Here is a 23,159-nt window from a genome sequence, read left to right as displayed (position 1 = left end):
TGTTCAGGCGGCGGTGCGTTTCAAGGTGGCGGTTTGGTCCAGGTGGCTGTGGACTTGACGCCAGATGCGTTCGAGGGTTTGGGGGCTGGAGCCAAATTCAGCGGGCGGCTTGTGCGGTATGTGGAAGACGACGCCGACCAGCTGGCCATCAGCCATCGGGCGAACTTTGAAGCGCAAGCTGTTGGGCAGGCGGGCGTTGTTGCCCCAGCTGGTGACGGTGTGGTTGGTGACGGGGTAGCTCAGCCAATGGCGGTCTTCAGGGTTTTGTGTTTTGCCGGTCGTGAACACAAATTGGGTTCGCAATGCGATCTTGATTTGGGCCAGTGTTTTCATCAGGCCAGCCCAGTCCTTGTGGGGCTGCGTTTGCCAAATCAACGTACCTTGGCTGTCTGTACCCAAGGCATGAGGCCAGTCCACGCTCAGACATTTGGCGAGGGCTTGGCCAGGTGTTTCGATGTTGGGCATGGTCTGGCCGTCGGTGCGATGCAGGCTGTAAGAGCCCCAGCCGTTGCGGCTACGTCCGCCCACGGTGCCGTACAGGTTCATGAGCTGGAGAGCTTGGTCCAGTGTTATAGCGTGCTCGTCCGGGAAAGCGATGGACAGTTGGGCTTGCTCATTGGCTTGAATGGCCGCATTGGCCTTGCCTTGCTTGTCTTGTAATTTGGTGCCGCCTCGACCATCCAGTGGTCCGTATCCCAGGTATGCGTGGGGGCCTACTTGGTGGCGAACCTTTTCAGCTTCCGGGTGGAACACTGTTCCAGTTTCCAGCCTGTCCCAACTTTTCAGCTGCCCCTCAGACCAGTGATTCAGGCGAAGACGAACTTCGCTTTTGCGTGCAGTGGTAGCGACGCGTTTGCCGTCTCGCTCAAAACTGTCGTTCTCCAGCCAAGCATGCCCAAACAGACGCCCTTCGATGTCGCGCATGTCGCGCACGTTGACCGCGAACTGTTGCTGCGCCGCATAGGCCACGCGCCACCATTGGCGCAGCTGGGCTTTGAAGGGCGGGGTGCGCCAGCGGCCGCTTTGGGTGGCATCGCCCAGAAATGCGGGGGTGTGAAACTGAATTTGGAGTTGCCGTGTCTGCATTTTTTTGGAAACTATTGAATTAATTCAATTGACTATAAGTCAATAAATTGGTGTTTTTGGGTTCGGCAAGCTTGCCGATGCATGGTCATGGTTTGGTGATGCGCACGCGCTCGGCTTGCAGGTTCAGGCTGTAGCCTTGTTGGCGGCTTCGGGTGCCGATGTTGGTGCGTTCAATCAGGCCGCTCAGGGGGAGTGCGCCGCTGTCACGCAGCGTTTTTTCCATTTTGGAAAGCTGTTGGATGAAGGTGTCCCCGATGGGCTTGTCGTCGCTCAATCGGGCATCGAGTTTGTCTGGAACGTGCATCTCGCCCATGGCTTGACGCAGCGCGTGGTGTGCCAAGGTTTTCCATTCGGGGTCGTTGATGTCTTTGAGTGGAGCGGTCAGCGGCGGTAGCTGTTGTTGGCAGCGCCAGGCCAGCAGGCTGATCAGACCCATTTGCATGGGCGGCAGGGCGATGCTTTGCTGGTTGACGCGCACGCAGGATTGGGCGATGTCGATTTCAAGGTCGATTTGGTCCAGCGCTTGGTTGGCGGCTGCCACGGCTTGGGCAAAGCCACTGTTTTGTTGGGTGATGCTGGTCGGCAAAAGGCCGCGCAGGCGCACAAAGGGAATGTCACCCAGCCAGACTTTGGCGGTGCCGGCGTCCAGGGGGTCTTGGCCCGGCGCGCGTGCAGGGATGACGTGCGGTTTGGGCGTGGGGTAAAAAAATTCGGGGCGTGACTCGAAGGGGGCCGAGACCAGCACATGCGAGAGCCTGTCTTGAGGGCGGCCCCACAGGCTCATGGCATAGCCCATGAAAAAGCCCATGGTTTTGCGCCCACCTGCAATCGAGGCGTGGATTTCTGTGTGTTCGTCTTCGGTCATGCGGCGCACCAGGTCGGCAATGCCGTCGGCAGCACGTTGGTTGTCTTGGTCGTCGCGGATGTCTTCCAGCGGCTGGCCGTGGGCGTCTTGCAGCACTTCTATGTGCGAAGCGTCAAAGGCAATGGGGGGCAGTTGCCAGTCGCGGCACAGGCGGTGGAACCAGCCGGGGTTGTCAGACAGCAGGGTCAGGCGAGCGTTGTCTGCGCCACGCTGCGTGGTGATGAGGCGGATTTCGTCGGGTACCCAGCGGGGTGTCTGGCTCACGCTCAGGGCAAACAGCGTTTCAGTGACGATTTGGGGAGACAGGCCTGTCACGCATATGAGGATGCGGCGAAGTGTCTTCGGGCTTGGCATGGGGGCAGTCGGTGTTGCTTGTTCATTCATGGCGTCAGTATGCGCAATTCAGGAACCACTTGATGGATCGGCAAGCTTGCCAACTTGGGTGGTTTGGTGGACGTTCCAAAAAAGTCAGGCGTGTTTGTTTTTCGTCGGCGACTTCAGCCCTCGGCATGTTGCTGACCCGCGCAATGCCCTTCGTTGTTGCGCCAAAATACACCCATGAACGAAATCACCTCGCGTTACTTACCGCTGGACGACGCCCAGCGCCGTACCCTGCACAACGAAATTCATGCACGTCCCCCGGCCCGGGTGCGTTTGCCCGCGCTGATTGTGTATGTGGCGGTGCTCAACGGTGGCATCTCCCGCGAGCAGGAGTGGCAGCATTTGCGCAGCTTGCCCGGTCATGCTGATTTGACCTTGGACAAGCTCAGTGGCAACTTTTTGCGCTTGCGCTGCGATGGCTTCACGGTCAAATGGGAGCGGCACACCGAATTCACGCGCTACTCCATCGTGCAGGCCTTGCCCGCGCACGCGCAGTGGGGGGCCACGCTGCCTGAGCTGGCGCCCCATGTGGCGGTGGGCACGCCGTGGTTGCGGGACATTCCGGGGCAGACGGTGGCCGCGATTCAGCTGGCCATGTTGCCCGAGGGCATGCAAGACGCTGATGTGCTGGACAAGGCGCAGGCCTGGCTGGGCGAGGGCGTCATCATCGGTTCGCGCATGGGCAACACCAGCGAGGGGCAATCGCACTCTTGTCTGCTGACGCATTTCCGCATTGGTGAAGATGGTTTTGAGCGCATGCTGGTGCTGGCCCCTGCCCACACGCTGGAAGGCCGTGCGGGTCGCATATCGCAGCGGGTTTTGGAGCTGGAAACCTACCGCCTGATGGCGCTGCGAGGCTTGCCTTTGGCCAAACAGCTCTCGCCCGTGCTGGCGCAGGCCGAGGCGCAGCTGGCGGACATCACGGCGCGCCTGGAGCTCAAGCAAGACGATGATCAGTCACTGCTGGACGATTTGGTGGGGCTGGCTGCGCGTGTGGAGCGGGCAACGGCCGAACACGGTTACCGGTTCTCAGCCACGCGGGCTTATGACCGGCTGGTGTCCGAGCGCATCGCCGAGTTGCGCGAACGCCCCTTGCAGGGCACGCAGACGGTGGGCGAGTTCATGCAACGGCGTTTGTCACCGGCCATGGCCACGGTGGTGGCCACCTCGCAGCGGCTGTCAGCCTTGTCAGAGCGCGTGTCTCGCGCCAGCGATTTGCTGCGCACACGGGTGGACATTGCCACCGAGACCCAAAACCAGCAGCTGCTGGAAAAGCTCACACGCGGGCAGGCCTTGCAGCTGCGTTTGCAAAGCACGGTGGAGGGGCTGTCGATCGCGGCCATCTCTTATTACGTGGTCAGTCTTTTGCTGTATGTGGCCAAGGCCTTGAGGGCTGCGGGCATGCCGTTTCAGCCCGAAGTGGCCGTGGGGGTTTTGGTGCCGGTGGTGTTTTGGGGCGTGTGGAAAGCCGTGCAGCGCATCCACGAAAAGTTGCACCAAGCAGAGCACTGAGCCATGGAGCTGCGGCAGCTGCGCTATTTCGTGAAGGTGGTGGAGGTCGGCAGCATCAGCCGCGCCGCTTTGGAGCTGGATCTGGTGCAGTCGGCGCTGAGCCAGCAGATCACGCGCTTGGAGGGGCAATTGAGCACTCGCCTGTTGCAGCGCACGCCCCAGGGCGTCACGCCCATCGAAGCGGGCGTGGTTTTTTTCGGGAAGCCCAGCTGACTTTGCGCCACGCCGAGCAGGCGGTGCGCTCTGCCCAGCAGGCCCGCCTGACGGGCACGGTGAGCGTGGGCTTGGCCCCCACCACGGCGGCGGTGCTGGGCTTGCCTTTGATGCAGGCCATGCGCGAGCGTTACCCGGATGTGCGCCTGCACATGGTGGAGAGCCTGTCGGGGCATTTGTCGGCCATGCTCAATGCGCGGCCTCGGCCGCGCATTGAGCATTGCGCCTGAAGTACCTGGACGGTGGCCACGGCGAGGGCTGCCACAACAAGGACGACGCCTGGACGCATGCCCGCAGGCGCTACCACCACCTGACTTTTTACGGCTTCGTGCTGTGCTTTGCCGCCACCAGCGTGGCCACGCTGTACCACTATGTTTTGGGCTGGCCTGCGCCGTATGACTTAACGACTTTGCCCAAGTTGCTGGGCGTCATTGGCGGGTTGAGTCTCACGGTGGGCACGGCTGGTTTGTGGCGCTTGAACCTGCGCCGCCACCCGGACCACGGCGACGCGGCGCAAAAACCCATGGATCGGGGCTTCATCGCTTTGTTGTTCCTGGTCAGCGTGACGGGTTTGCTCTTGTGGCTGTTGGGCGCCACGGCGGCCATGCCTTTGATGCTGGCGGTGCACTTGGGTGCGGTGATGGCTTTGTTCTTGACCTTGCCTTATGGCAAGTTTGCGCACGGCGTTTTCCGCACGGCGGCTTTGCTGCGCTTTGCCATCGAAAAGCGCCAGCCTAACCGCTTGGGGCTGGGCGGGGAATAAATCAGTCCGTCTTGGGGGGGCAGGCGCTGGCCGAGTGGATCACGCCACCCCCCAGGCACACTTCGCCGTCGTACAGCACCGCGCTTTGTCCGGGGGTGACCGCCCATTGGGGTTCGCTGAACGACAACTCAAAGCCTGTGGACCCATCGGGCAAGCTGAGCGCTTGCAGGTGGCAGGGCGCATCGGTTTGCCGGTAGCGGGTTTTGGCGGCATAAGCGCCTGGCGCAGGGGCCTGGCCTGCGCACCAGCTCACATCGGTGGCCTGCAGCTGGGGTGACAGCAACCAGGGGTGGTCGTGGCCTTGCACCACCCACAAGGTGTTGTTCGGGATGTCTTTGCGGGCCACAAACCAGGGGGTGTGTTCGCCCGCACCTTTTTGAGCGCCTTTGGCCTTGATGCCACCAATGCCCAGGCCCTGGCGCTGGCCCAGGGTGTAAAAGCTCAGCCCCACATGTTTGCCAATGGTGCGCCCTGACGGGTCCTTGATCGGTCCGGGTTCCTTGCTGATGTAGCGGTTCAAAAATTCGCGGAATGGCCGCTCGCCAATGAAGCAGATGCCTGTGGAGTCTTTCTTTTTGGCGTTGGGCAGGCCAATCTCTTCGGCAATGCGGCGCACCTCGGTCTTGTGCAACTCGCCCACCGGAAACAAGGTTTTGGACAGCTGCGCCTGGTTCAGTCGGTGCAAAAAGTAGCTTTGGTCCTTGGACGGGTCCAGGCCCTTGAGCAGCTCGTGGCGGCCTGTGGCTTCGTTGAGGCGCACACGGGCGTAGTGGCCGGTCGCGATCTTTTCGGCCCCCAGGCGCATGGCGTGGTCCAGAAACGACTTGAACTTGATCTCGGCATTGCACAGGATGTCCGGGTTGGGCGTGCGCCCGGCCTGGTATTCGCGCACAAACTCCGAAAAAACGCGGTCTTTGTAATCGGCCGCAAAATTGACATGCTCGATCTCGATGCCCAGCACATCGGCGACGGCGGCGGCATCGACGAAGTCGATGTTGGACGAGCAGTACTCGCTGTCATCGTCGTCTTCCCAGTTTTTCATGAAGATGCCGATCACCTCATAGCCTTGTTGCTTGAGCAGGTGAGCGGTGACTGCGGAATCGACGCCGCCGGACAAACCGACGACCACACGAGGTAGATGAGACATGGCTCGATTATCCTGTGAGCGCCGATTGTGAAAATTTATAATGCGCGATCACTGAAAATTCATGCTCAAACACTGCACCTGGTGCCCCTACTTCCGAACATTCCTGAGTGACATCACACATGGCATGTTCCTTGTGACCCACAGTGGTTTGGCCATGGTGGGCTTGACGGTGTCTGCGTGCGTGATGGCCCTGTGGGCGCAGCCGCATTGGCTTCAAGTGGCCGAAATGGAGTTGTTCAATTGGTTGCGTGACCGGCAGGTGTTGGTGTCCTGGTTGCCTGAAAACACGGCCGAGCGCGCCACAGCCGTGAATATCCAAGATTTGCCGCCCAAACAGGCTGCTGTGGCGCAGTGGTTGGCCCGTAAATACAAGGTGGCCCCTGAGCCCCTGGCCGCCTTGGTGGCGGAAGCCTATGCCCTGTCCAGTAAATCCAAACTGGAGCCACATCTGATTTTGGCCGTCATGGCCATCGAGTCGAATTTCCACCCCTTTGTGCAAAGTCATGCCGGGGCCCAAGGCTTGATGCAGGTGGTGACCGGCATCCACGCCAAACGCTATGAAGCTTATGGCGGCAAGCTGGCCGCTTTTGACCCTATCACCAATTTGCGTGTGGGGGTGGCGGTGTTGGTGGATGTCATCAAGCTCAAGGGGGGCTCGGTGGAAGATGGGCTGAGGTTTTACCTGGGGGGCGATGCCTTGGTTGAAGATGGCGGTTATGTGGCCAAGGTCTTGGCCGAGCAAGCCCGCATGGACCAGGTGGCGGCTGGCTTGAACGTGCCCATTCAGTGAGTTGATCCCCATGAGTTTTGTGTCACCAGAGTTTGCGCTGGTCTGCCTGCTGTTTTTTCCGCTTTACTGGGCTTTGGCCGATCACTGGCGCTGGCAGCGCGGCTTGTTGATCCTGTCGGCCTATGCCTTGTACGCGAGCTGGGTGCCATTTTTTGCGGTGGTCCTGCTGGCCTACAGCACGGTGGTCTGGGCCTTGGGCCGCTGGATGCAGGTCACCCGCCCGCGCCACAGGCCCTTGGCTTTGGGGCTGTGGTTGGCAGGCAGTTTTTTGGTGACGCTCAAATATTACGAATTTGTGCGCGAGTCTTTTCAGGCGCTGCTGGAAGGGACGGGCTTTCAGTCCTTGCTGCCGGTCCTGGATGTGGTGGCACCGGTGGGTGTGTCGTTTTTCACCTTCCAGGCCATCACTTATTTGGTGTCGGTGGGGCGCCAGTCCTTGCCCGCCCGGTCCTGGGCCGACGTTCTGCTGTTTCTGAGTTTTTGGCCCACCTTGTTTGCAGGCCCAATCTTGCGGGCTGAAAATTTCTTTGCCCAGGTGGATGCCGCGCAGGTGGGGCGCCCTGTTCAAGCTTGGCGGGCGCTGTACCTGATCTCTTTGGGCCTGGTGCAAAAGGTGGTGCTGGCTTCGTGGCTGGCGGCGCAGGTGGTGGACCCGGTTTACAGGTTTCCCGAGCAGCACGCCAGTGCCTCGCTGCTGGCGGCCATGCTGGGCTACAGCTTGCAGATCTTTCTGGACTTCGCGGGTTACACCTCGATCGTGACCGGACTGGCTTTGTTGTTGGGTTACACCTTGCCGGTCAATTTTCGCCAGCCTTATCTGGCGCGCAACCTGTCGGATTTCTGGACGCGCTGGCATGTGTCCTTGTCGAGCTTCATCCGCGACTACATCTACATTCCTTTGGGTGGTAACCGCCGGGGCTGGGCGCGTACCCAGTGGAACGTGCTGGCAGGCATGTTCATCAGCGGCTTGTGGCATGGCGCCAACTGGACCTTTGTGGTCTGGGGTCTGATGCATGGCTTGGGCGTGGTGGCGCTCAATCTGGCCAGCCGCTTGGGCATGAAGCCCTGGCCACGCTTTGCGGCGCAGGCTGTGACCTTCTTGTTTGTCACCCTGGCCTGGGTGTTTTTCAGGAGCGATTCGCTGGCGCAGGCCGGGCAGATGTTGCAGGGCCTGCTGAGCCCGGGCCAGCAGGCTGAGCTGGCCGGCTCAGTCCAGCCTGCGCCCTGGCTGCCCTTGTTGCTGCTGACCTGCGCTGTGTTGGGCCTGAGCGCCTGGGCGCATGCCCTGGAAGCGTGGTTCACAGGCTTGTTGCAGCGCATGGGCCGTTGGGCGGCATGTGTGTGTTTGTCGGCTGTGTTGTGTGCCGTTTTGTACTGGGGCCCTGAAGGGGTGCCGGGCTTCATTTATTACCGGTTTTGAAATGTCTGATCGTTTGTCTGAGCGCCAATTGAGCTGGATGCTGCCCCTGATGGGCCTCATCGTGAGTGTGTGTTGGCTGACTTCTCTGGAGCGCTATCTGGGCGGGCGTTATCACCTGAGCCTGGAGTCGGCCCTGCCCGAGGCCGCGGCCGATGTGGTGTTTGCGCCTTCGCGCTGGCTCGATGCGCATGTGCGCCAAGGTGCCCCCAAGCCCTTGTTTCGCCTGGCCTGGCCCACGCCCAACGGCTGGACCGAGCCTGCGCCGGCCGTAGCGGTGGATCAGTCACCGCAGCCCCCCGTCTTGGGGCCGCTGCCCGAGCCCCTTGACACTGGCGCTTTTGCACCGGGTTTGCAGCAACAAAAACTCTTGCCCGGCCCGCAACGCATCCTGTTTGCGGGCGACTCCATGATGCAAGGCGTGGCGCCCTTGGTGATGCGGGCCTTGTCCGCGCAGCACCCCGATTGGGAGATGCTCGATTTGAGCCGCCAGAGCACGGGCCTGACGGTGCGCAAATACTTTGATTGGCCGGGACGCATCCAGGAGGAAATGGACGCCCGAAACCTGACCCTGGTGGTGATGTTTCTGGGCCCCAATGACCCGGCCGACATGCTGGTGGATGGCCAGCGGCATGGTTTTCCATCCCCCGACTGGGCGTTCAACTACGCCTTGCGGGTTGATGAAATCTTGTCAGCAGCGGCGCAGCGGCAGGTGCGGGTGATCTGGCTGGGTTTGCCCTCCATGCGTGAGGGCCGCATCCGCGAGGGGGCGGCGCTGCAAAACCGGATTTTCCAGGCGCGGGCCAAGGCCTGGGGCATGGACTATCTGGCCACTGAACCCTTGATTGGCAAGCTTTCGGAGCCTTTTCAGAAATTCATCATCGACGAGGCTGGGCATCCCCTCAACCTGCGGGCTGAAGATGGCATCCACATGACGCCTTCTGGCTTGAACCGCATCAAAAAGGCTTTGCTCGATCACATTGAACAGGCCATTCAGCCATGAGGCGCAGGCCACTTTGTTGGGCTGGCGCTGCCTGTCTTTTGCTGGGCTGGGTGGGGGCGTGCCTTGCCCAGCCACGGTTGACGGTGACGAGCTTGCGCGTGCAGACCTCGCCCCATGCCCCCGACCTGGAATGCACGCCTGCACGCGCTAAACCCCGTGCAGCCAAGCCCGTCGATACCGATCCGCCCGAGGTGCCTGATGACGAGGCGGTGCAAAGCCAGGTGCAGGATTTCCGTCTGAACGCAGATGTGCCAGTGAGCCTGCCGGGCGTCACCCGGCCAACGGCGCGTTTTTGGCAGCCAGCCCAGCCTGCACAAGCCTTGCGCGTGGGCATCTGGGGTGACAGTCATTTGGCTGCGGGGTTTTTTACCAGTGAACTGGTGCGCCTGTCGCAATTGCCTGCGGATCAGGTCAGCAGCCGCTTCTTGCCCGCCAACATGAACCGCGCAGGGGTGCGCTTGCCCTTGCGTAAAAGCTGCGTGAGTCCCCATTGGCAATATGAGCCCGCGCATGTGGCCAGCGCCGCATCTGCCACTGGGCCGGGTCTGGTCAATTTGTTCAGTCAGCAAGAAGGTGCATGGCTGGCCTGGGACTTGAGAAACGCCCAAGCTCAGCCCGACAAGCTGTCTGTGCGTTGGCTGTATCAGCAAACGAGTTCCCCGATGAGCTTGGCCATTCGGGTGGACGACGGCCAGGAGCAGCGCATCGACTTGCAAGGCCCCGAAGGCCCGGCGGTGCTGGAGTTGGTGGGCGACGCGCCTTTGTCCACCGTGCATTTGCGCCTGGTGCAAGGGGCTTTCAGGTGGCAAGGTCTGGAGTGGCCGCTGCCTGCTCAAACGCGCTTGCAGCTTGATGTGTTTGGTTACCCTGGTGCCACCGTGGCGGGCTGGAGGCAGGCCCGGTCTGACGATTTGGCGGCTTGGTGGGGGTCTGCCGCTTACGACGTGGTGGTGCTGGAGTTCGGCACCAACGAGGGCAATGTGCAGCCCTTTGACGCGTCGACCTATACCCAGATGTTGCAAACCTCGGTGGCTGCATGGCGCAGCCAGTTTCCCCAAGCCGCATGTGTGCTGGTGGCGCCGGGCGATCGGGGCGTGCTGGTGCGTCGATCGCAAAAGTTGACGCCTGCTGCCAGCCTGCAAATCGCCCATGGCAACGCGCAGTCTAGTTCGCCTGCAAAAGGGGGCAAGGCCCCTGCTGCCCGGCGCGAGCTGGCCGGAGGGGCAGATTTGTTGCGTTTCACCCGGGTGCATGCCCAAATTGGCCGCATCCAGCAGCAGGTGGCGGCAGCGCACGGTTGCCGATACTGGAGCATGCTCGAAGCCATGGGTGGGGCCGGTGGGGCTTATCGCTGGGTCAAACAGACCCCCCCACTCATGGCCCGCGACCTGATTCACTTCACGGTGCCCGGCTACCAGCGCCTGGCCCAAAGCTTTGCACAAGATATAGGCTGGAACCCTACCGTGTTTGCCCATTCCCCCGCCCCATCCGCGGCCGACTGACTGTTTGCACTCTGGGTTTGTGGCTCAGCGTTGTGTGAGGGCTTGATCGGCATCTGGGATGGGACATGGGCTGCATGTCGGTGCTGAAGCCACCGATCTACTGCAACAGCCGTTCTCCTGTAGGTCGGAGCTTCAGCTCCGACAATGCGGGCTTGGGCATCGGCCGCTTGTCGGGCTCAAGCCGACAACTGCAATGTCCAGAGGATGTTTTTGCGGTGTTTGCTTGAAAGCGATGGCCCGACAAGTCTGGTGCCGAATCAAGCGGGCAGGCGGCTGAAAAACACCGCGCTCATCACCAGGCCGGTGCCGATCACCAGCCATCGGACCCAGCGCACGGGCAGACGTTTGGCCAGGCGCGCACCTGCCCAGCCACCCAGGGTGGCCAGCGCCATCATCCACACCGCTTGCGGCCAAACGATGGCCCCCGCCACGGCGAAGGCGGCCACCGAAAGCAGCGACAGCACAAATGAGTTGAGGTTTTTGAGCGCGTTGACCGTGTTCAGGCGCTGTTCGCCCGTCAAGGTGTAAAGCGCCATCAGCAAGATACCCAGACCGCCATTGAAGTAACCGCCATAAATGGCCACGGCCAGCAGGCCCGGCAGGCGCCAGGTGGGGTGACCCAGTCCTTGGTTGCGCTTTGCGATCCAAGGGCCTGCTGCAAACAAGATGGTGGCCAACAGCAGCAGCCAGGGCACCAGTCCCGAGAAAAGGCGTGCAGGAGTGACCAACAACAAGCCCGCGCCCATCAGACCACCCAGGGCGGCCACGGCAACTTCACGCTGCACAGTGCTGCGTGGAAGGGCCTGAATTTCTGCCCGAAAACCCAAGGTACTGCCCAAGTAGCCGGGGCTGACGGCCATGGCGCTGGTGGCATTGGCCGCCAGGGGCGGCACGCCCGCAAACACCAGTGCTGGAAAGGTCAGAAAACTTCCGCCACCGGCAATGGCATTGAGCACCCCGGCGCCCAATGCGGCGGCGCCGGTGACCAGCCAGATAGACTCAAAAATCAAGGTGTTCATGCCATCAAGGGAGGCAGTGCAGCGACAGCTTCGTCTGTGTAGATCAAGGCCAAGGGGTAGCGTTGACCGGCCAGATGGTCTTCGATGCAGCGTAAAACCAGTGGGCTGCGGTGTCGCGCTGCACTTTGTCGGATTTCCTCGGGGGTCATCCAAAGGGTGCGCACGATGCCGCTGTCCAAGGGCCTGTCGGCTTGCAGATCGCCTATGGAGCCACAAAAGGCCATGCGCAAGTACGTGATGTCTTCGCCGGTGGCCGGTCGCTGAAAGCGCGAAAGGTAAACCCCGACCAGGGCCGTAGGGGTGAATGGGTGAGCGGTTTCTTCCAGGGCTTCACGCGCGCAGCCTTCAGCGGGTGATTCCCCCGGGTCCAGGTGGCCCGCAGGGTTGTTCAGGCGCAAGCCTTCCTGAGTGTGTTCTTCAATCAGCAGGTAGCGGCCATCACGCTCGATGATGGCGGCGACGGTGACATTGGGTTTCCAGCGTGTGTCCATGGCCGTGATTATCGGTGCCAGCCATGTCAAGGGCCAGGGACACCAATCTGTCACCCAATAAAAGATCTGTGGCGCGATACGTATTGGTGCGTGCTGATGCATCGTTTTTTTGCGCATCAAGTGCTAAGAGCAGGGCTTGCCCCAAGGTTGAAAAGGCTGACTTCGGTTAAGCTGGAGGATTAGTCATGTTTTTTGTGAATTCAGCGAGGAGACATTCATGCAGTTAGGCGATACAGCCGCCACGCCCCAGCGCATTGGCGTACCCCGGGAAATTTTTCCCGGTGAAAAACGGGTGGCCACGGTCCCCGATGCGGTGACCAAGCTGGTCAAACTCGGCTTTGCCGTGGTGGTGGAGCAGGGCGCGGGCGAGCTCGCCGACCTGTCGGATGCGGCCTATGTCGAAGCCGGTGCCACGATTGCGCCGAGCGCGGCAGCACTGTGGAGCGGCAGCGACATCGTCTTTAAAGTGCGTGCACCCACACCCGACGAAGTGGCGCTGATGCACGAAGGCCAGACCTTGATTGGCTTTTTGTGGCCCGCCCAAAACCCCGATTTGATGCAGCAGCTCGCGGCCAAAAAAGTCACGGCGCTGTCCATTGACGCACTGCCCCGCACGCTCAGCCGCGCCCAGAAGATGGACGCGCTGACCTCCATGGCCGGTGTCAGCGGTTACCGCGCGGTGGTCGAGTCAGCCAATGCGTTTGGTCGCTTCTTCAACGGCCAGATCACGGCTGCGGGCAAAGTCCCTCCTGCCAAAGTGTTCATCGCCGGTGCCGGTGTGGCCGGTTTGGCCGCCATTGGCGCGGCCGCCAGCCTGGGCGCCATCGTGCGTGCCAACGACACCCGTGCCGAAGTGGCCGACCAGGTCGTGTCGCTCGGCGGTGAATTCGTCAAGGTGGATTACGAAGAAGAAGGCTCGGGCGGCGGCGGTTACGCCAAGGTCATGAGCGAAGGCTTCCAGGCCGCGCAGCGCGAGATGTACGCCAAGCAGGCCAAAGAGTGCGACATCATCATCACCACCGCGCTGATCCCCGGCAAACCCGCGCCCAAGTTGATCACCGCCGAGATGGTCAAGAGCATGAAGCCCGGCAGCGTGATCGTGGACATGGCCGCCGAGCAAGGCGGCAACTGCGAGTTGACCGAACCCGGCAAAGCCGTCGTCAAGCACGGCGTGACGATTGTGGGTTACACCGATCTGGCTTCGCGCATGGCGCGTCAATCGTCCACCCTGTACGGCACCAACTTGTTCCGCCTGACGGAAGAGCTGTGCAAGACCAAGGACGGCGTGATCAACGTCAACATGGAAGACGACGCCATTCGGGGCCTGACGGTCATCAAAAACGGTGAAATCACCTGGCCTGCCCCACCTCTGGTGGCAGCCCCCAAGCCCGCGCCCAAGCCCGCTGCCGCGCCTGCCGCCAAAAAAGGCCACGGCCATGGCGAGCCTTCAGGCCCCATGCCCGTGGGTCAGTTGCTCATCGTGTCGGCGGTGGCTGCTGTGCTGTTGGTGCTGGTGGGCGCATATGCGCCAGCGGCCTTCCTGTCGCACTTCACGGTGTTTGTGTTGGCCTGCTTTGTGGGCTACATGGTGGTCTGGAACGTCAAGCCCGCTTTGCACACCCCACTCATGAGCGTGACCAACGCGATCAGCTCCATCATCGCCATCGGCGCGCTGGTGCAGATTTCGCCCTTGGCTGCAGCTGGGCGTCCCAACACGCTGATCGCCATCTTGGCCTCTTTGGCGCTGGTGCTGACGGCCATCAACATGTTTGGCGGCTTTGCCGTCACCCAGCGCATGCTGGCGATGTTTCGCAAATAAGAAGAAGGAGACCCTGAATGTCTGCAAGTCTGGCCACGGTCGCCTACATCGGCGCGACCATTCTCTTTATCCTCAGCCTGGGTGGTTTGTCCAACCAGGAAACCGCACGGCGCGGCAACCTCTACGGCATGATCGGCATGAGCTTGGCCGTGCTGGCCACCATCTTTGGCCCTCAAGTCACTGCCGAAGGCATTCCCATGATCGTGGGCTCCGTGCTGGTGGGCGCGCTCATTGGTCTGTACGCTGCGCGCAAAGTGCAGATGACGCAAATGCCCGAACTCGTGGCGCTCATGCACAGCATGGTCGGCATGGCCGCAGCGCTGGTGGGTTACGCCACTTATGTGGATCCAGAAGCCTCCAAGAATTTGGAAGGTGCGGCGCACGCCATCCACGCGGGTGAAATCTACATCGGCATCTTCATCGGCGCGGTGACTTTCTCGGGTTCGGTCGCGGCATTTGGCAAGTTGTCCGGCCGCATCGGCGGCAGCCCTTTGTTGCTGCCCGCTCGCCACTGGCTGAACCTGGTGGGTTTGATCGCGGTGATTTACTTCGGTCGTGAGTTCATGCACGCCCAGACGGTGGAAGAGGGCATGGTGCCCTTGTTCATCATGACCGCCATCGCCTTGCTGTTTGGCATCCACATGGTCATGGCCATTGGCGGCGCTGACATGCCGGTGGTGGTGTCCATGCTCAACAGCTACTCCGGTTGGGCCGCAGCGGCCACGGGCTTCATGCTCTCCAATGACTTGTTGATCGTGATCGGTGCCTTGGTGGGCTCCAGTGGCGCGATTTTGTCGTACATCATGTGCAACGCCATGAACCGCAGCTTCATCAGCGTGATCGCCGGTGGCTTTGGCACCACGGCTGCCGCGCCCAAGCCCACGGGCGAAGCGGCCGAGCCGCAAGGTGAAGTCAGCCCCATCTTGGCCGCCGAGACCGCCGAAATGTTGCGCGACGCCAAGAACGTGATCATCGTGCCAGGCTACGGCATGGCCGTGGCGCAAGCCCAGCACACGGTGTTCGAAATCACCAAGACACTGCGTGACAAAGGCGTGAACGTGCGCTTTGGCATCCACCCCGTAGCGGGCCGCATGCCGGGCCACATGAACGTCTTGCTGGCCGAGGCCAAAGTGCCTTACGACATCGTGTTCGAGATGGACGAACTCAACGACGATTTCCCGGACACCGATGTGGCCATCGTCATTGGTGCCAACGACATCGTGAACCCGGCCGCGCAAGACGACCCGACCAGCCCGATTGCCGGCATGCCGGTGCTCGAAGTCTGGAAGGCCCGCACCAGCATTGTGATGAAGCGCTCCATGGCCAGCGGCTACGCAGGGGTGGACAACCCGCTCTTTTACAAAGAGAACAACCGCATGTTGTTTGGCGATGCGAAAAAGATGCTCGATGAGGTGTTGATGGCTTTGAAGGCTTAAGACCTCAACTCATTTTTGGACACAAGGGGCGAGCCTTTTTCGCCCCTTTTTTTTCGCGTAAACCCGAGGTTTTTAGCGTCAGTCAGATGTCAGATATGCGGTAGACTGATTCTCAGGAGAACCCCATATGAACCTGAATCCCGTTTGGCTGAACAGTTACCCCGAAGGCGTCCCGTCGGACATTGATCCGACCCAATACAACTCCCTGGTCAGTTTGCTGGATGAGAGTTTTTCCAAATTTTCAGACCGTGCTGCCTACAGTTTCATGGGCAAAGATTTCAGCTTTGCCGAGGTCGACCAAGAAAGCTTAGGCCTGGCCGCTTATCTTCAGTCTCTGGGTTTGATCAAAGGTGACCGTGTTGCCATCATGATGCCCAATGTGCCCCAGTACCCAGTGGCCGTGGCGGCCATCTTGCGGGCCGGTTTGGTGGTGGTCAACGTCAATCCGCTGTACACCGCCCGCGAACTGGAGCACCAGCTCAAGGACTCAGGCGCCAAAGCGATTGTGATCATCGAAAATTTTGCAGCAACCCTGGAAAAATGCATCGCCCAAACCCCTGTACAGCATGTGTTGCTGGCCTCTATGGGTGACCGGCTGGGCTTGCTCAAAGGCAGCCTGGTCAATTACGTGGTGCGCCATGTCAAGAAGATGGTGCCGACTTTCAACTTGCCGCAAGCCGTCAGATTCAATGATGCAACGAGTCAAGGTCGTCAACAGGCTTTTCGCAAGCCCGAGCTGTCGGCCGATGACATCGCGGTGCTGCAGTACACCGGTGGCACCACCGGCGTGTCCAAGGGCGCCGTGCTGCTGCACCGCAACGTGATTGCCAACGTGCTGCAGTCAGAGGCCTGGAACGAGCCCGTCATGAAGCGCATTCCCGCTGGGCAGCAGCCCACATCGGTGTGCGCTTTGCCGCTGTACCACATCTTCGCGTTCACGGTGAACATGATGCTGGGTTTGCGCATGGGCGGCAAAACCATCCTGATTCCCAATCCGCGTGACTTGCCTGCAGTCCTCAAAGAGCTGTCCAAACACACGTTCCACAGCTTTCCGGCTGTGAACACCTTGTTCAATGGTCTGGCCAATCACCCGGATTTCGGCACCGTCAACTGGTCCAATCTGAAAGTGTCTTTGGGTGGCGGCACAGCGGTGACGCCGAACGTGGCCAAGCTGTGGCTTGAGAAAACAGGTTGCCCGATTTGCGAAGGTTATGGCTTGTCCGAAACCAGCCCATCGGCCAGTTGCAACCCAACGACCAGCACCGAGTTCACCGGTACGATTGGCGTGCCCATTCCCGGTACCTGGATGAAGTTGCTCGACGACGATGGCCAGGAAGTGACCACGGTGGGAATGCCCGGCGAGATAGCCATCAAGGGACCACAGGTGATGGCGGGTTACTGGCAGCGCCCTGATGAAACCTCCAAGGTCATGACTGCCGATGGTTATTTCAAATCCGGTGATGTGGGCACAGTGGACGAGCGTGGCTATTTCAAGATCGTTGACCGCAAGAAAGACATGATTTTGGTCAGCGGCTTCAACGTCTACCCCAACGAAGTCGAGGAAGTAGCCTCTGCTTGCCCTGGCGTGCTGGAGTGCGCAGCCATCGGTGTGCCCGACGAAAAAACCGGCGAGACGGTGAAATTGGTGGTGGTCAAGAAAGACCCCGCTCTGACCGAGGCGCAGATCATCGCTTACTGCCGCGAGAACATGACCGCTTACAAGCAGCCCCGAGTGATCGAGTTCCGCACCGAGTTGCCCAAAACGCCTGTGGGCAAAATTTTGCGGCGCGAGTTACGCAGCAAGGCCTGATGTGGACCTGGCGCGGATGCGTCGGGGCAGTTTCTGGCGGCCACAAGTTTTCTTGTGGCCGTTTTCAATTTCACGTACACAAGCAGAAGTGATTCATGGCGGTGATCGGCATCATGAGTGCCCTGCACGAAGAGCTGGCGGCTGTGCTGGCCGACATGCCTGATGAGCAACGCGTGACGGTGGCGGGGCGCGACTTTTGGGTGGGCCACTGGCAAGGCCACTCGGTGGTGGCGGTGCTCTCGCACATTGGCAAAGTGGCGGCAGCCACCACCGCCACAGTGATGCTGGAGCGCTTTGGGGTCGATGCCCTGGTGTTCACCGGCGCGGCAGGCGGCTTGGGGCAGGGGGTGCGCGTGGGCGATGTGGTGGTGGCCATCGGCTTGGTGCAGCACGATATGGATGCCTCGCCACTGTTTCCCCAGCACGAGGTGCCGCTGTATGGCCGGGCAATTTTTGAGTCCGATGCGGCTTTGTCTGCGCAACTGGCCGAGGCTGCGCAGCAGGTGCTGCAAGCAGCGGACCAGCATTTGGGCTCTCAGACTTTGGCCCAGTTTCAATTGAATTCGCCCCAGTTGCACTGCGGCTTGATTGTCAGCGGAGACCGCTTTGTCTCGACCAACGCCGAAAGCCAGGCGCTTCGCCAAGCCTTGCCAGATGCGTTGGCAGTGGAGATGGAGGGCGCAGCGGTGGCGCAGGTGTGCTTGGACTATGGCGTGCCGTTTGCGGCTGTGCGCACCATCTCGGACCGCGCAGACGACACGGCGCACACCGACTTCAAGCGCTTCATCCGTGAGGTGGCCAGCCGGTATAGCCGGGCCATTTTGTCGCAGTGGTTGGCCAAGCGCCCACCCGCTTGAGTGCGCTTTATTTGAGCCAGCCGCGACGGCGGAAATACCACATGGGCACCACGGCGCTGGCGGCCATCAGCGCCAGGGCGTACGGATAGCCCCATTTTTGGGACAACTCGGGCATGTACTGGAAGTTCATGCCGTACAGGCTGGCGATCAAGGTGGGCGGCAGCAAGGCCACGCTGGCTACCGAGAAAATCTTGATGATCTTGTTCTGGTTGATGTTGATGAAACCCACCGTGGCATCCATCAGGAAGTTGATCTTGTCGAACAAAAAAGCCGTGTGTGAGTCGAGCGAGTCAATATCACGCAAGATCTGGCGGGCTTCTTCGAACTGCTCGGCGTTGAGCATCTTGGAGCGCATCATGAAACTCACGGCGCGGCGCGTGTCCATCACGTTGCGGCGGATGCGGCCGTTCAAGTCTTCTTGCCGCGCAATCGCGCCCAGCACTTCCCCGGCCATGGCGTCGGTCACGTCACCTGACAGCACTTTTTTGCCGGCAGTTTCGAGCTTGTCGTAAATGCCTTCGAGCGTGTCGGCCGAATATTCGGCGTCGGCATCAAACAATTTGAGCAGCACTTCCTTGGCGTCTTCGATCAGGCCGGGTGCCCGGCGTGCGCGCATGCGCAGCAGGCGAAACACCGGCACGTCTTCGTCATGGATGGAAAACAGCACGCCTTGGCTTTTCAGGTCGGCGTTGTGCTGGTTCAGGATGAAGGCGCAGCGCACCGTGCGCGGCTCGTCTTCGTCGGCGATCAGAAAGTCAGAGCGGATGTGCAGCTCGCCGTTGTCTTCTTCATAGAAACGGGCCGATTCCTCGATGTCCTCGTCCATCGCGTCTTCCGGGATGGACAGGCCAAAATACTGCTTGATCCAGCGTTTTTCTTCGAGCGTGGGCGACTCCAGGTCGACCCAGATGGGCTGAAAGCGGGAGAGTTCTTCCAGTGACTCGATCTCTTCCTGAAAGAGGCGACCGTTGGCGAGGGTGAAGATGTTGAGCATGGCGAATCCGAAAAATGGCCAGTTGCCAAAAGTTCAAAGGGGCGGCGAAGTTTTGCTGCAGCTTTCGAACGATGGGCGGGGTGCTCAATGCGTTCGAAAGCTACCGACTCGGGGTAGTTTCCACGGTGGGTGTCTCCAAAAAATGAGGCTTGATTATCGCACTGCACACGGGCACTGTTTGCGAGCCACGCCGAGAGGGTGTTAGATTCCCACGATTGACCGAGCATATTCACATGACTGCATCTTTGACGCCTCGGCGTGAGCGTTGGCTTTTGCTGACCCTGGCTGGCATCCAGTTCACCCATATTCTTGATTTCATGATCATGATGCCCTTGGGGCCTCAGTTCACCCAGCTTTTTGGCATCAGCAACGCGGAATTTGGCCTGCTCGTGTCGGCCTATACCTTGTCAGCGGGGGTGTCGGGCGTGGTGGCTGCCACCTATGTGGACCAGTTCAGCCGCAAACGTTTGCTTTTGAGTATGTACACCTTGTTTGGTTTGGCCACCCTGGCATGCGGTTTGGCGCCGGGCTATGGCTGGCTCATGGTGGCCCGTGTGGCGGCTGGGTTGTTTGGCGGGGTTTTGTCTGCTTTGTCCCAAACCATTGTGGCCGATGTGATTCCTTTTGAGCGGCGCGGACGTGCCATGGCTGTGGTCATGACTTCGTTTTCTGTGTCGACCGTGGCGGGTGTGCCAATGGGCCTGTTTCTTGCTGCGCATCTGAGCTGGCACGCGCCGTTTTTTGGCATCGCCATGCTGGTGGGGGTGTTGTGTTTGGCGGCTTGGCAAACGCTGCCGCGCCTGGATGCGCATCTGCACCATCCGCACCGCGTCTCGGTCTGGCGCAGCATTGGCCAGGTGTTGGCCGATGCCAACCACCTCAAAGCCTTTGCCTTGTCGGCTTTGATGATGTTTGCAGGCTTCACCGTCATTCCCTACATCACGATTTATCTGCAATCGAACTCGGGCATGCGGCCCGAACAGGTGCCTTGGGTGTATTTGCTGGGAGGTCTGGCAACCTTGTTGTCTTCACGGTATTTTGGTCGGTTGACCGATCGCGCAGGCAAGGTGGTGGTGTTTCAACGCCTGGCTTTGGCTGTGGCGGTGCCCCTGATGGCCACGACCTTGTCTGAGGGATTGCCTTTGGCAGGGTTGCTGACCATTTCCACGCTGTTTTTTACCTTGATGAGTGGGCGCATGATTCCCGGCATGGCCTTGGTGTCTTCGGCTGTGGAGCCGCGCCTTCGGGGCACATTCATGACGCTCAATTCAGCTGTTCAATCGGCCGCCATGGGCTTGGCGGCGATGGTTTCGGGCCTGATCATTGGCCGTGATGCACAGGGGTATTTGACCCATTACTGGGTGGCAGGATTTTTGGGGGTGGTGGCCAGTGTGGCCTCTGTCTGGTTGGCTGGGCACATCCGCTTGCATGAGGCCAACAGTGCCCAGCGGGCATGAAATTCATTGCGCACGATAACACCCTTACACCCGTTTGTGGGTAATGCTGGACCGCAGGTGGGGGTTACCTGATCGTGTGTTGCTTTTCGTGGTGGGCGGGCGCATAGTGGGGCTGAATCACCCGCACAGGGTGATTTCGGAGTCCTGCTTCGGTGGGGCTTTATCAACCCTGGTTCTTTGGAGGCGACGATTATGAATTTAACCATCAGCGGACACCATCTGGAAGTGACCCCTGCACTGCGTCAATACGTCACGGGGAAACTTGATCGAATCACCCGGCATTTCGACCAGGTGGTCGATGTCAAAGTGCTGCTGACCGTCGAGAAGTTGAAAGAAAAAGAAAAGCGCCAACGTGCAGAGTGCAATATCCACGTCAAAGGCAGCGATTTGTTTGCTGAAAGCGCGCATGAAGACCTGTATGCGGCAGTCGATGAATTGGTCGATAAACTGGATCGGCAAGTGGTCAAGCACAAGGACCGCATCACCGATCACCACCACAGTGCCCCCAAGCGCATGATGTGATCCGCAAACTCCACAACATGGATTCAGGGCCGCAGTAAGCGGCCCTTTTCAATCGACAGGTGCCCGTTTTCAGAAGAGCCGCACCATTTTTTCGGCCCTGATCGTGGCAGCAGGCTATTGCCCTTTCAGCCGGGGCGGTTCGACAGGTGCATAATCCGCCCTCGAACATGAACCGTCTCTCATCCATATTGCCTGTTGCTCAAGTTCTTGTCGGGGTGCAAGCCACCAGCAAGAAACGTGCATTTGAAGAAGCTGGACTTCTCTTTGAGAATCTGCATGGGCTCTCGCGCGCCTTGGTCACGGACAGTCTTTTTGCCCGCGAGCGCCTGGGCTCGACCGGTCTGGGTCATGGTGTGGCCATTCCCCACGGACGCATCAAGGGGCTCAAGGCCCCCATGGCCGCTGTTTTCCAGTTGGCTGAGCCCATTGGGTTTGACGCACCAGACGAGCAAGCCGTCAGTTTGTTGATCTTTTTGCTGGTGCCAGAAGCGGCCACGCAAAAGCACCTCGAAATTTTGTCCGAGATTGCTGAGCTGCTCAGTGACACGGCTTTGCGCGAGAACATCAAAAGCAGCACGGTTCAAGAAAATCTGCACCAATTGATTGCCCAATGGCAATCGTCCCAAACGGCCTGAACGCGATTTCCTTTCGTCAGTTGCAGCCATGAAGCCCAGTGTCATCAGTGCCGATGTCCTCTTTGAAGACCACAGAGCCAAACTCAAATGGCAGTGGGTCGCAGGGCTTGGCGCGTCCGAGCGGCGCTTTGACGAAGTCGCGGTACGGGAAGCCCGCTCTGGTGCCGATCTGGTGGGTTATCTGAACTACATCCATCCCTACCGTGTGCAGATTTTGGGTCCACGAGAAGTGGCCTATCTGAGCAATTGTTCCTCTGAAGATTGCGCAAGGCGCATTGCCCGCATCGTGACTCTGGAGCCACCTGTATTGGTTTTGGCCGATGGTCAGGCGGCCCCTGAAGCACTGCTGTCCATGTGTGAGCGTGCCCAGATTCCGATGTTTGCCACGGACCAGTCCTCGGCATTTGTGATCGACGTGTTGCGGGCCTATCTGTCCAAACACTTTGCCGACCGCACGACCATGCATGGCGTGTTCATGGACATTTTGGGCATGGGCGTCCTGATCACAGGTGAGTCCGGTTTAGGCAAGAGTGAGTTGGGGCTGGAGTTGATTTCCCGTGGCAACGGCCTGGTGGCCGACGATGCAGTGGATCTGTACCGCATTAACCAGACCACCATCGAGGCGCGTTGCCCCGATTTGTTGCAAAACCTGCTCGAAGTGCGCGGCATTGGATTACTCGACATCCGGGCGATTTTTGGCGAGACGGCGGTGCGCCGCAAGATGCGCCTGAAGCTGATCGTGCACCTGGTGCGACGCGAAACGCTGGAGCGCGACTATGAGCGCCTGCCCTCAGAGCCCCTGATGCAGGACGTGCTGGGCATACCAGTACGCAAAGTGGTCATTCAGGTGGTGGCAGGTCGCAACATTGCTGTGTTAGTCGAGGCTGCTGTACGCAACACCATCTTGCAGATGCGTGGCATTGACACCTATCAAGATTTCATCGAACGCCAGCGCAGGGCTATGGAGTAAGGCGCAGCGCAGGGGCACCCGGTGGCTCCTCAGCGTTGACGGTGAGGGCAAGGGTTTTGCGTGCAATGCGCGTAAAGGCTCAAGGCGTGGTCGGCGATCACAAAACCCTTGGCCTCGGCCACGGCTTGCTGCCTGGACTCGATCTCGGGGTCGAAGAACTCCTCCACACGGCCACAGTCCAGACACACCATGTGGTCATGGTGCTGTCCCTCATTGAGCTCATAGACCGCCTTGCCGCTTTCAAAATGGTTGCGGCTCAAGATGCCCGCTTGCTCAAATTGAAGAAGCACCCGGTACACCGTGGCCAGGCCAATGTCGGTGTTGTCATGCATCAAGTGGCGAAACACGTCCTCGGCCGTCATGTGCCGCTGCACACCGCTTTGAAAAATTTCCAGAATTTTCAAGCGAGGCAGGGTGGCTTTGAGGCCGTTGTTTTTGAGTTCGTCGATTTGTGTCATGAGTGAGATGTC

20 protein-coding genes and 2 pseudogenes are annotated in these 23,159 nt (G+C 60.0%); 15 read left to right on the top strand and 7 right to left on the bottom strand.

The features are described 5' to 3' along the window. Nucleotides 1-3 precede the first annotated feature (3 nt). Nucleotides 4-1,086: an RAMP superfamily CRISPR-associated protein gene (locus AMM33_RS16905; protein ID WP_090142453.1), complete on the bottom strand. Its 1,083-nt coding sequence runs from the start codon at nucleotides 1,084-1,086 to the stop codon at nucleotides 4-6. Nucleotides 1,087-1,171: 85 nt separating this feature from the next. After that, nucleotides 1,172-2,335, bottom strand: coding sequence for a CRISPR-associated ring nuclease Csm6 (csm6, locus tag AMM33_RS16900; RefSeq protein WP_090142452.1), 1,164 nt, complete (start codon nucleotides 2,333-2,335; stop codon nucleotides 1,172-1,174). 174 nt (nucleotides 2,336-2,509) lie between these two features. Here csm6 and AMM33_RS16895 point away from each other — a divergent pair, with 174 nt between their 5' ends. The 3 genes and pseudogenes from AMM33_RS16895 to tcuB all read left to right on the top strand — a co-directional run. Then, nucleotides 2,510-3,844 (top strand): DUF3422 family protein, encoded by a 1,335-nt coding sequence (locus AMM33_RS16895; RefSeq protein WP_090142451.1) that lies wholly within the window; start codon nucleotides 2,510-2,512, stop codon nucleotides 3,842-3,844. 3 nt (nucleotides 3,845-3,847) lie between these two features. Next, nucleotides 3,848-4,257: pseudogene (locus AMM33_RS16890) on the top strand (LysR family transcriptional regulator); the annotation flags it as partial. A 20-nt stretch (nucleotides 4,258-4,277) separates the two neighbouring features. Continuing rightward, nucleotides 4,278-4,820 (top strand): annotated as a pseudogene (tcuB, locus tag AMM33_RS16885) (tricarballylate utilization protein TcuB); the annotation flags it as partial. 1 nt (nucleotide 4,821) lies between these two features. On the opposite strand, the gene mnmA reads toward tcuB, so the two are convergent. Beyond that, nucleotides 4,822-5,967 carry a tRNA 2-thiouridine(34) synthase MnmA gene (mnmA, locus tag AMM33_RS16880; protein WP_090142450.1) on the bottom strand — a complete coding sequence of 382 codons (1,146 nt, stop codon included), beginning with the start codon at nucleotides 5,965-5,967 and terminating at the stop codon, nucleotides 4,822-4,824. Nucleotides 5,968-6,028: 61 nt separating this feature from the next. On the opposite strand from mnmA, the gene AMM33_RS16875 reads away from it, so the two are divergent. The 4 genes from AMM33_RS16875 to AMM33_RS16860 all read left to right on the top strand — a co-directional run bounded on the left by AMM33_RS16875 (nucleotide 6,029) and on the right by AMM33_RS16860 (nucleotide 10,679). Further along, nucleotides 6,029-6,757 carry a lytic transglycosylase domain-containing protein gene (locus tag AMM33_RS16875; RefSeq protein ID WP_090142449.1) on the top strand — a complete coding sequence of 243 codons (729 nt, stop codon included), beginning with the start codon at nucleotides 6,029-6,031 and terminating at the stop codon, nucleotides 6,755-6,757. Nucleotides 6,758-6,767: 10 nt separating this feature from the next. Continuing rightward, nucleotides 6,768-8,177: an MBOAT family O-acyltransferase gene (locus tag AMM33_RS16870; RefSeq protein WP_090142448.1), complete on the top strand. Its 1,410-nt coding sequence runs from the start codon at nucleotides 6,768-6,770 to the stop codon at nucleotides 8,175-8,177. 1 nt (nucleotide 8,178) lies between these two features. Beyond that, the gene (locus tag AMM33_RS16865) at nucleotides 8,179-9,177 is read left to right on the top strand and encodes an SGNH/GDSL hydrolase family protein (RefSeq protein WP_194945519.1); all 999 of its coding nucleotides are present in this window, start codon (nucleotides 8,179-8,181) and stop codon (nucleotides 9,175-9,177) included. An 83-nt stretch (nucleotides 9,178-9,260) separates the two neighbouring features. Beyond that, nucleotides 9,261-10,679, top strand: a complete 1,419-nt coding sequence (locus AMM33_RS16860) for a GDSL-type esterase/lipase family protein (RefSeq protein WP_194945518.1) — start codon at nucleotides 9,261-9,263, stop codon at nucleotides 10,677-10,679. Nucleotides 10,680-10,936: 257 nt separating this feature from the next. Here the strand turns inward: AMM33_RS16860 and AMM33_RS16855 are convergent, their stop codons facing one another. Continuing rightward, nucleotides 10,937-11,698, bottom strand: a complete 762-nt coding sequence (locus AMM33_RS16855; RefSeq protein WP_090142445.1) for a sulfite exporter TauE/SafE family protein — start codon at nucleotides 11,696-11,698, stop codon at nucleotides 10,937-10,939. Next, a complete protein-coding gene (locus tag AMM33_RS16850; RefSeq protein WP_090142444.1) occupies nucleotides 11,695-12,189 on the bottom strand; it encodes an NUDIX hydrolase in 495 nt (164 codons plus the stop codon). Before AMM33_RS16850 ends, AMM33_RS16855 begins: the two co-directional genes overlap by 4 nt. A 217-nt stretch (nucleotides 12,190-12,406) precedes the next feature. Between AMM33_RS16850 and AMM33_RS16845 the strand changes: the two genes are divergently transcribed. From AMM33_RS16845 to AMM33_RS16830, 4 genes are all read left to right on the top strand, one after another. Then, on the top strand, nucleotides 12,407-14,008 hold the full coding sequence (locus AMM33_RS16845; protein ID WP_090142443.1) for a Re/Si-specific NAD(P)(+) transhydrogenase subunit alpha: 1,602 nt from the start codon (nucleotides 12,407-12,409) through the stop codon (nucleotides 14,006-14,008). A 17-nt stretch (nucleotides 14,009-14,025) separates the two neighbouring features. Continuing rightward, complete coding sequence (pntB, locus tag AMM33_RS16840; protein ID WP_090142442.1) at nucleotides 14,026-15,444, top strand: Re/Si-specific NAD(P)(+) transhydrogenase subunit beta; 1,419 nt, start codon at nucleotides 14,026-14,028, stop codon at nucleotides 15,442-15,444. A 127-nt stretch (nucleotides 15,445-15,571) separates the two neighbouring features. Next, entirely contained in the window at nucleotides 15,572-17,254 is a 1,683-nt protein-coding gene (locus tag AMM33_RS16835) for a long-chain-fatty-acid--CoA ligase (protein ID WP_090142441.1), read from the top strand. A gap of 95 nt (nucleotides 17,255-17,349) precedes the next feature. Beyond that, nucleotides 17,350-18,111, top strand: a complete 762-nt coding sequence (locus tag AMM33_RS16830; protein ID WP_090142440.1) for a 5'-methylthioadenosine/adenosylhomocysteine nucleosidase — start codon at nucleotides 17,350-17,352, stop codon at nucleotides 18,109-18,111. Nucleotides 18,112-18,118: 7 nt separating this feature from the next. On the opposite strand, the gene corA is transcribed toward AMM33_RS16830, so the two are convergent. Further along, nucleotides 18,119-19,105, bottom strand: coding sequence for a magnesium/cobalt transporter CorA (gene corA / locus AMM33_RS16825; protein WP_090142439.1), 987 nt, complete (start codon nucleotides 19,103-19,105; stop codon nucleotides 18,119-18,121). Nucleotides 19,106-19,338: 233 nt separating this feature from the next. On the opposite strand from corA, the gene AMM33_RS16820 reads away from it, so the two are divergent. The 4 genes from AMM33_RS16820 to hprK all read left to right on the top strand — a co-directional run bounded on the left by AMM33_RS16820 (nucleotide 19,339) and on the right by hprK (nucleotide 22,689). Further along, on the top strand, nucleotides 19,339-20,562 hold the full coding sequence (locus tag AMM33_RS16820; protein ID WP_090142438.1) for an MFS transporter: 1,224 nt from the start codon (nucleotides 19,339-19,341) through the stop codon (nucleotides 20,560-20,562). A 192-nt stretch (nucleotides 20,563-20,754) separates the two neighbouring features. After that, a complete protein-coding gene (gene hpf, locus AMM33_RS16815) occupies nucleotides 20,755-21,084 on the top strand; it encodes a ribosome hibernation-promoting factor, HPF/YfiA family (protein WP_090142437.1) in 330 nt (109 codons plus the stop codon). A gap of 167 nt (nucleotides 21,085-21,251) precedes the next feature. Then, complete coding sequence (locus tag AMM33_RS16810) at nucleotides 21,252-21,719, top strand: PTS sugar transporter subunit IIA (RefSeq protein WP_090142436.1); 468 nt, start codon at nucleotides 21,252-21,254, stop codon at nucleotides 21,717-21,719. Between the two features lie 28 nt (nucleotides 21,720-21,747). Continuing rightward, nucleotides 21,748-22,689, top strand: coding sequence for an HPr(Ser) kinase/phosphatase (hprK, locus tag AMM33_RS16805; protein WP_090142435.1), 942 nt, complete (start codon nucleotides 21,748-21,750; stop codon nucleotides 22,687-22,689). Between the two features lie 29 nt (nucleotides 22,690-22,718). Here hprK and fur read toward each other — a convergent pair whose 3' ends face one another. Continuing rightward, on the bottom strand, nucleotides 22,719-23,147 hold the full coding sequence (gene fur, locus AMM33_RS16800; protein ID WP_090142434.1) for a ferric iron uptake transcriptional regulator: 429 nt from the start codon (nucleotides 23,145-23,147) through the stop codon (nucleotides 22,719-22,721). Nucleotides 23,148-23,159 lie beyond the last annotated feature (12 nt).

The organism is Limnohabitans sp. DM1 (assembly GCF_001269385.1).
In the GTDB taxonomy this organism is placed as follows: Bacteria; Pseudomonadota; Gammaproteobacteria; order Burkholderiales; family Burkholderiaceae_C; genus Limnohabitans_A.
This window is presented reverse-complemented; position numbering and strand designations above follow the sequence as displayed.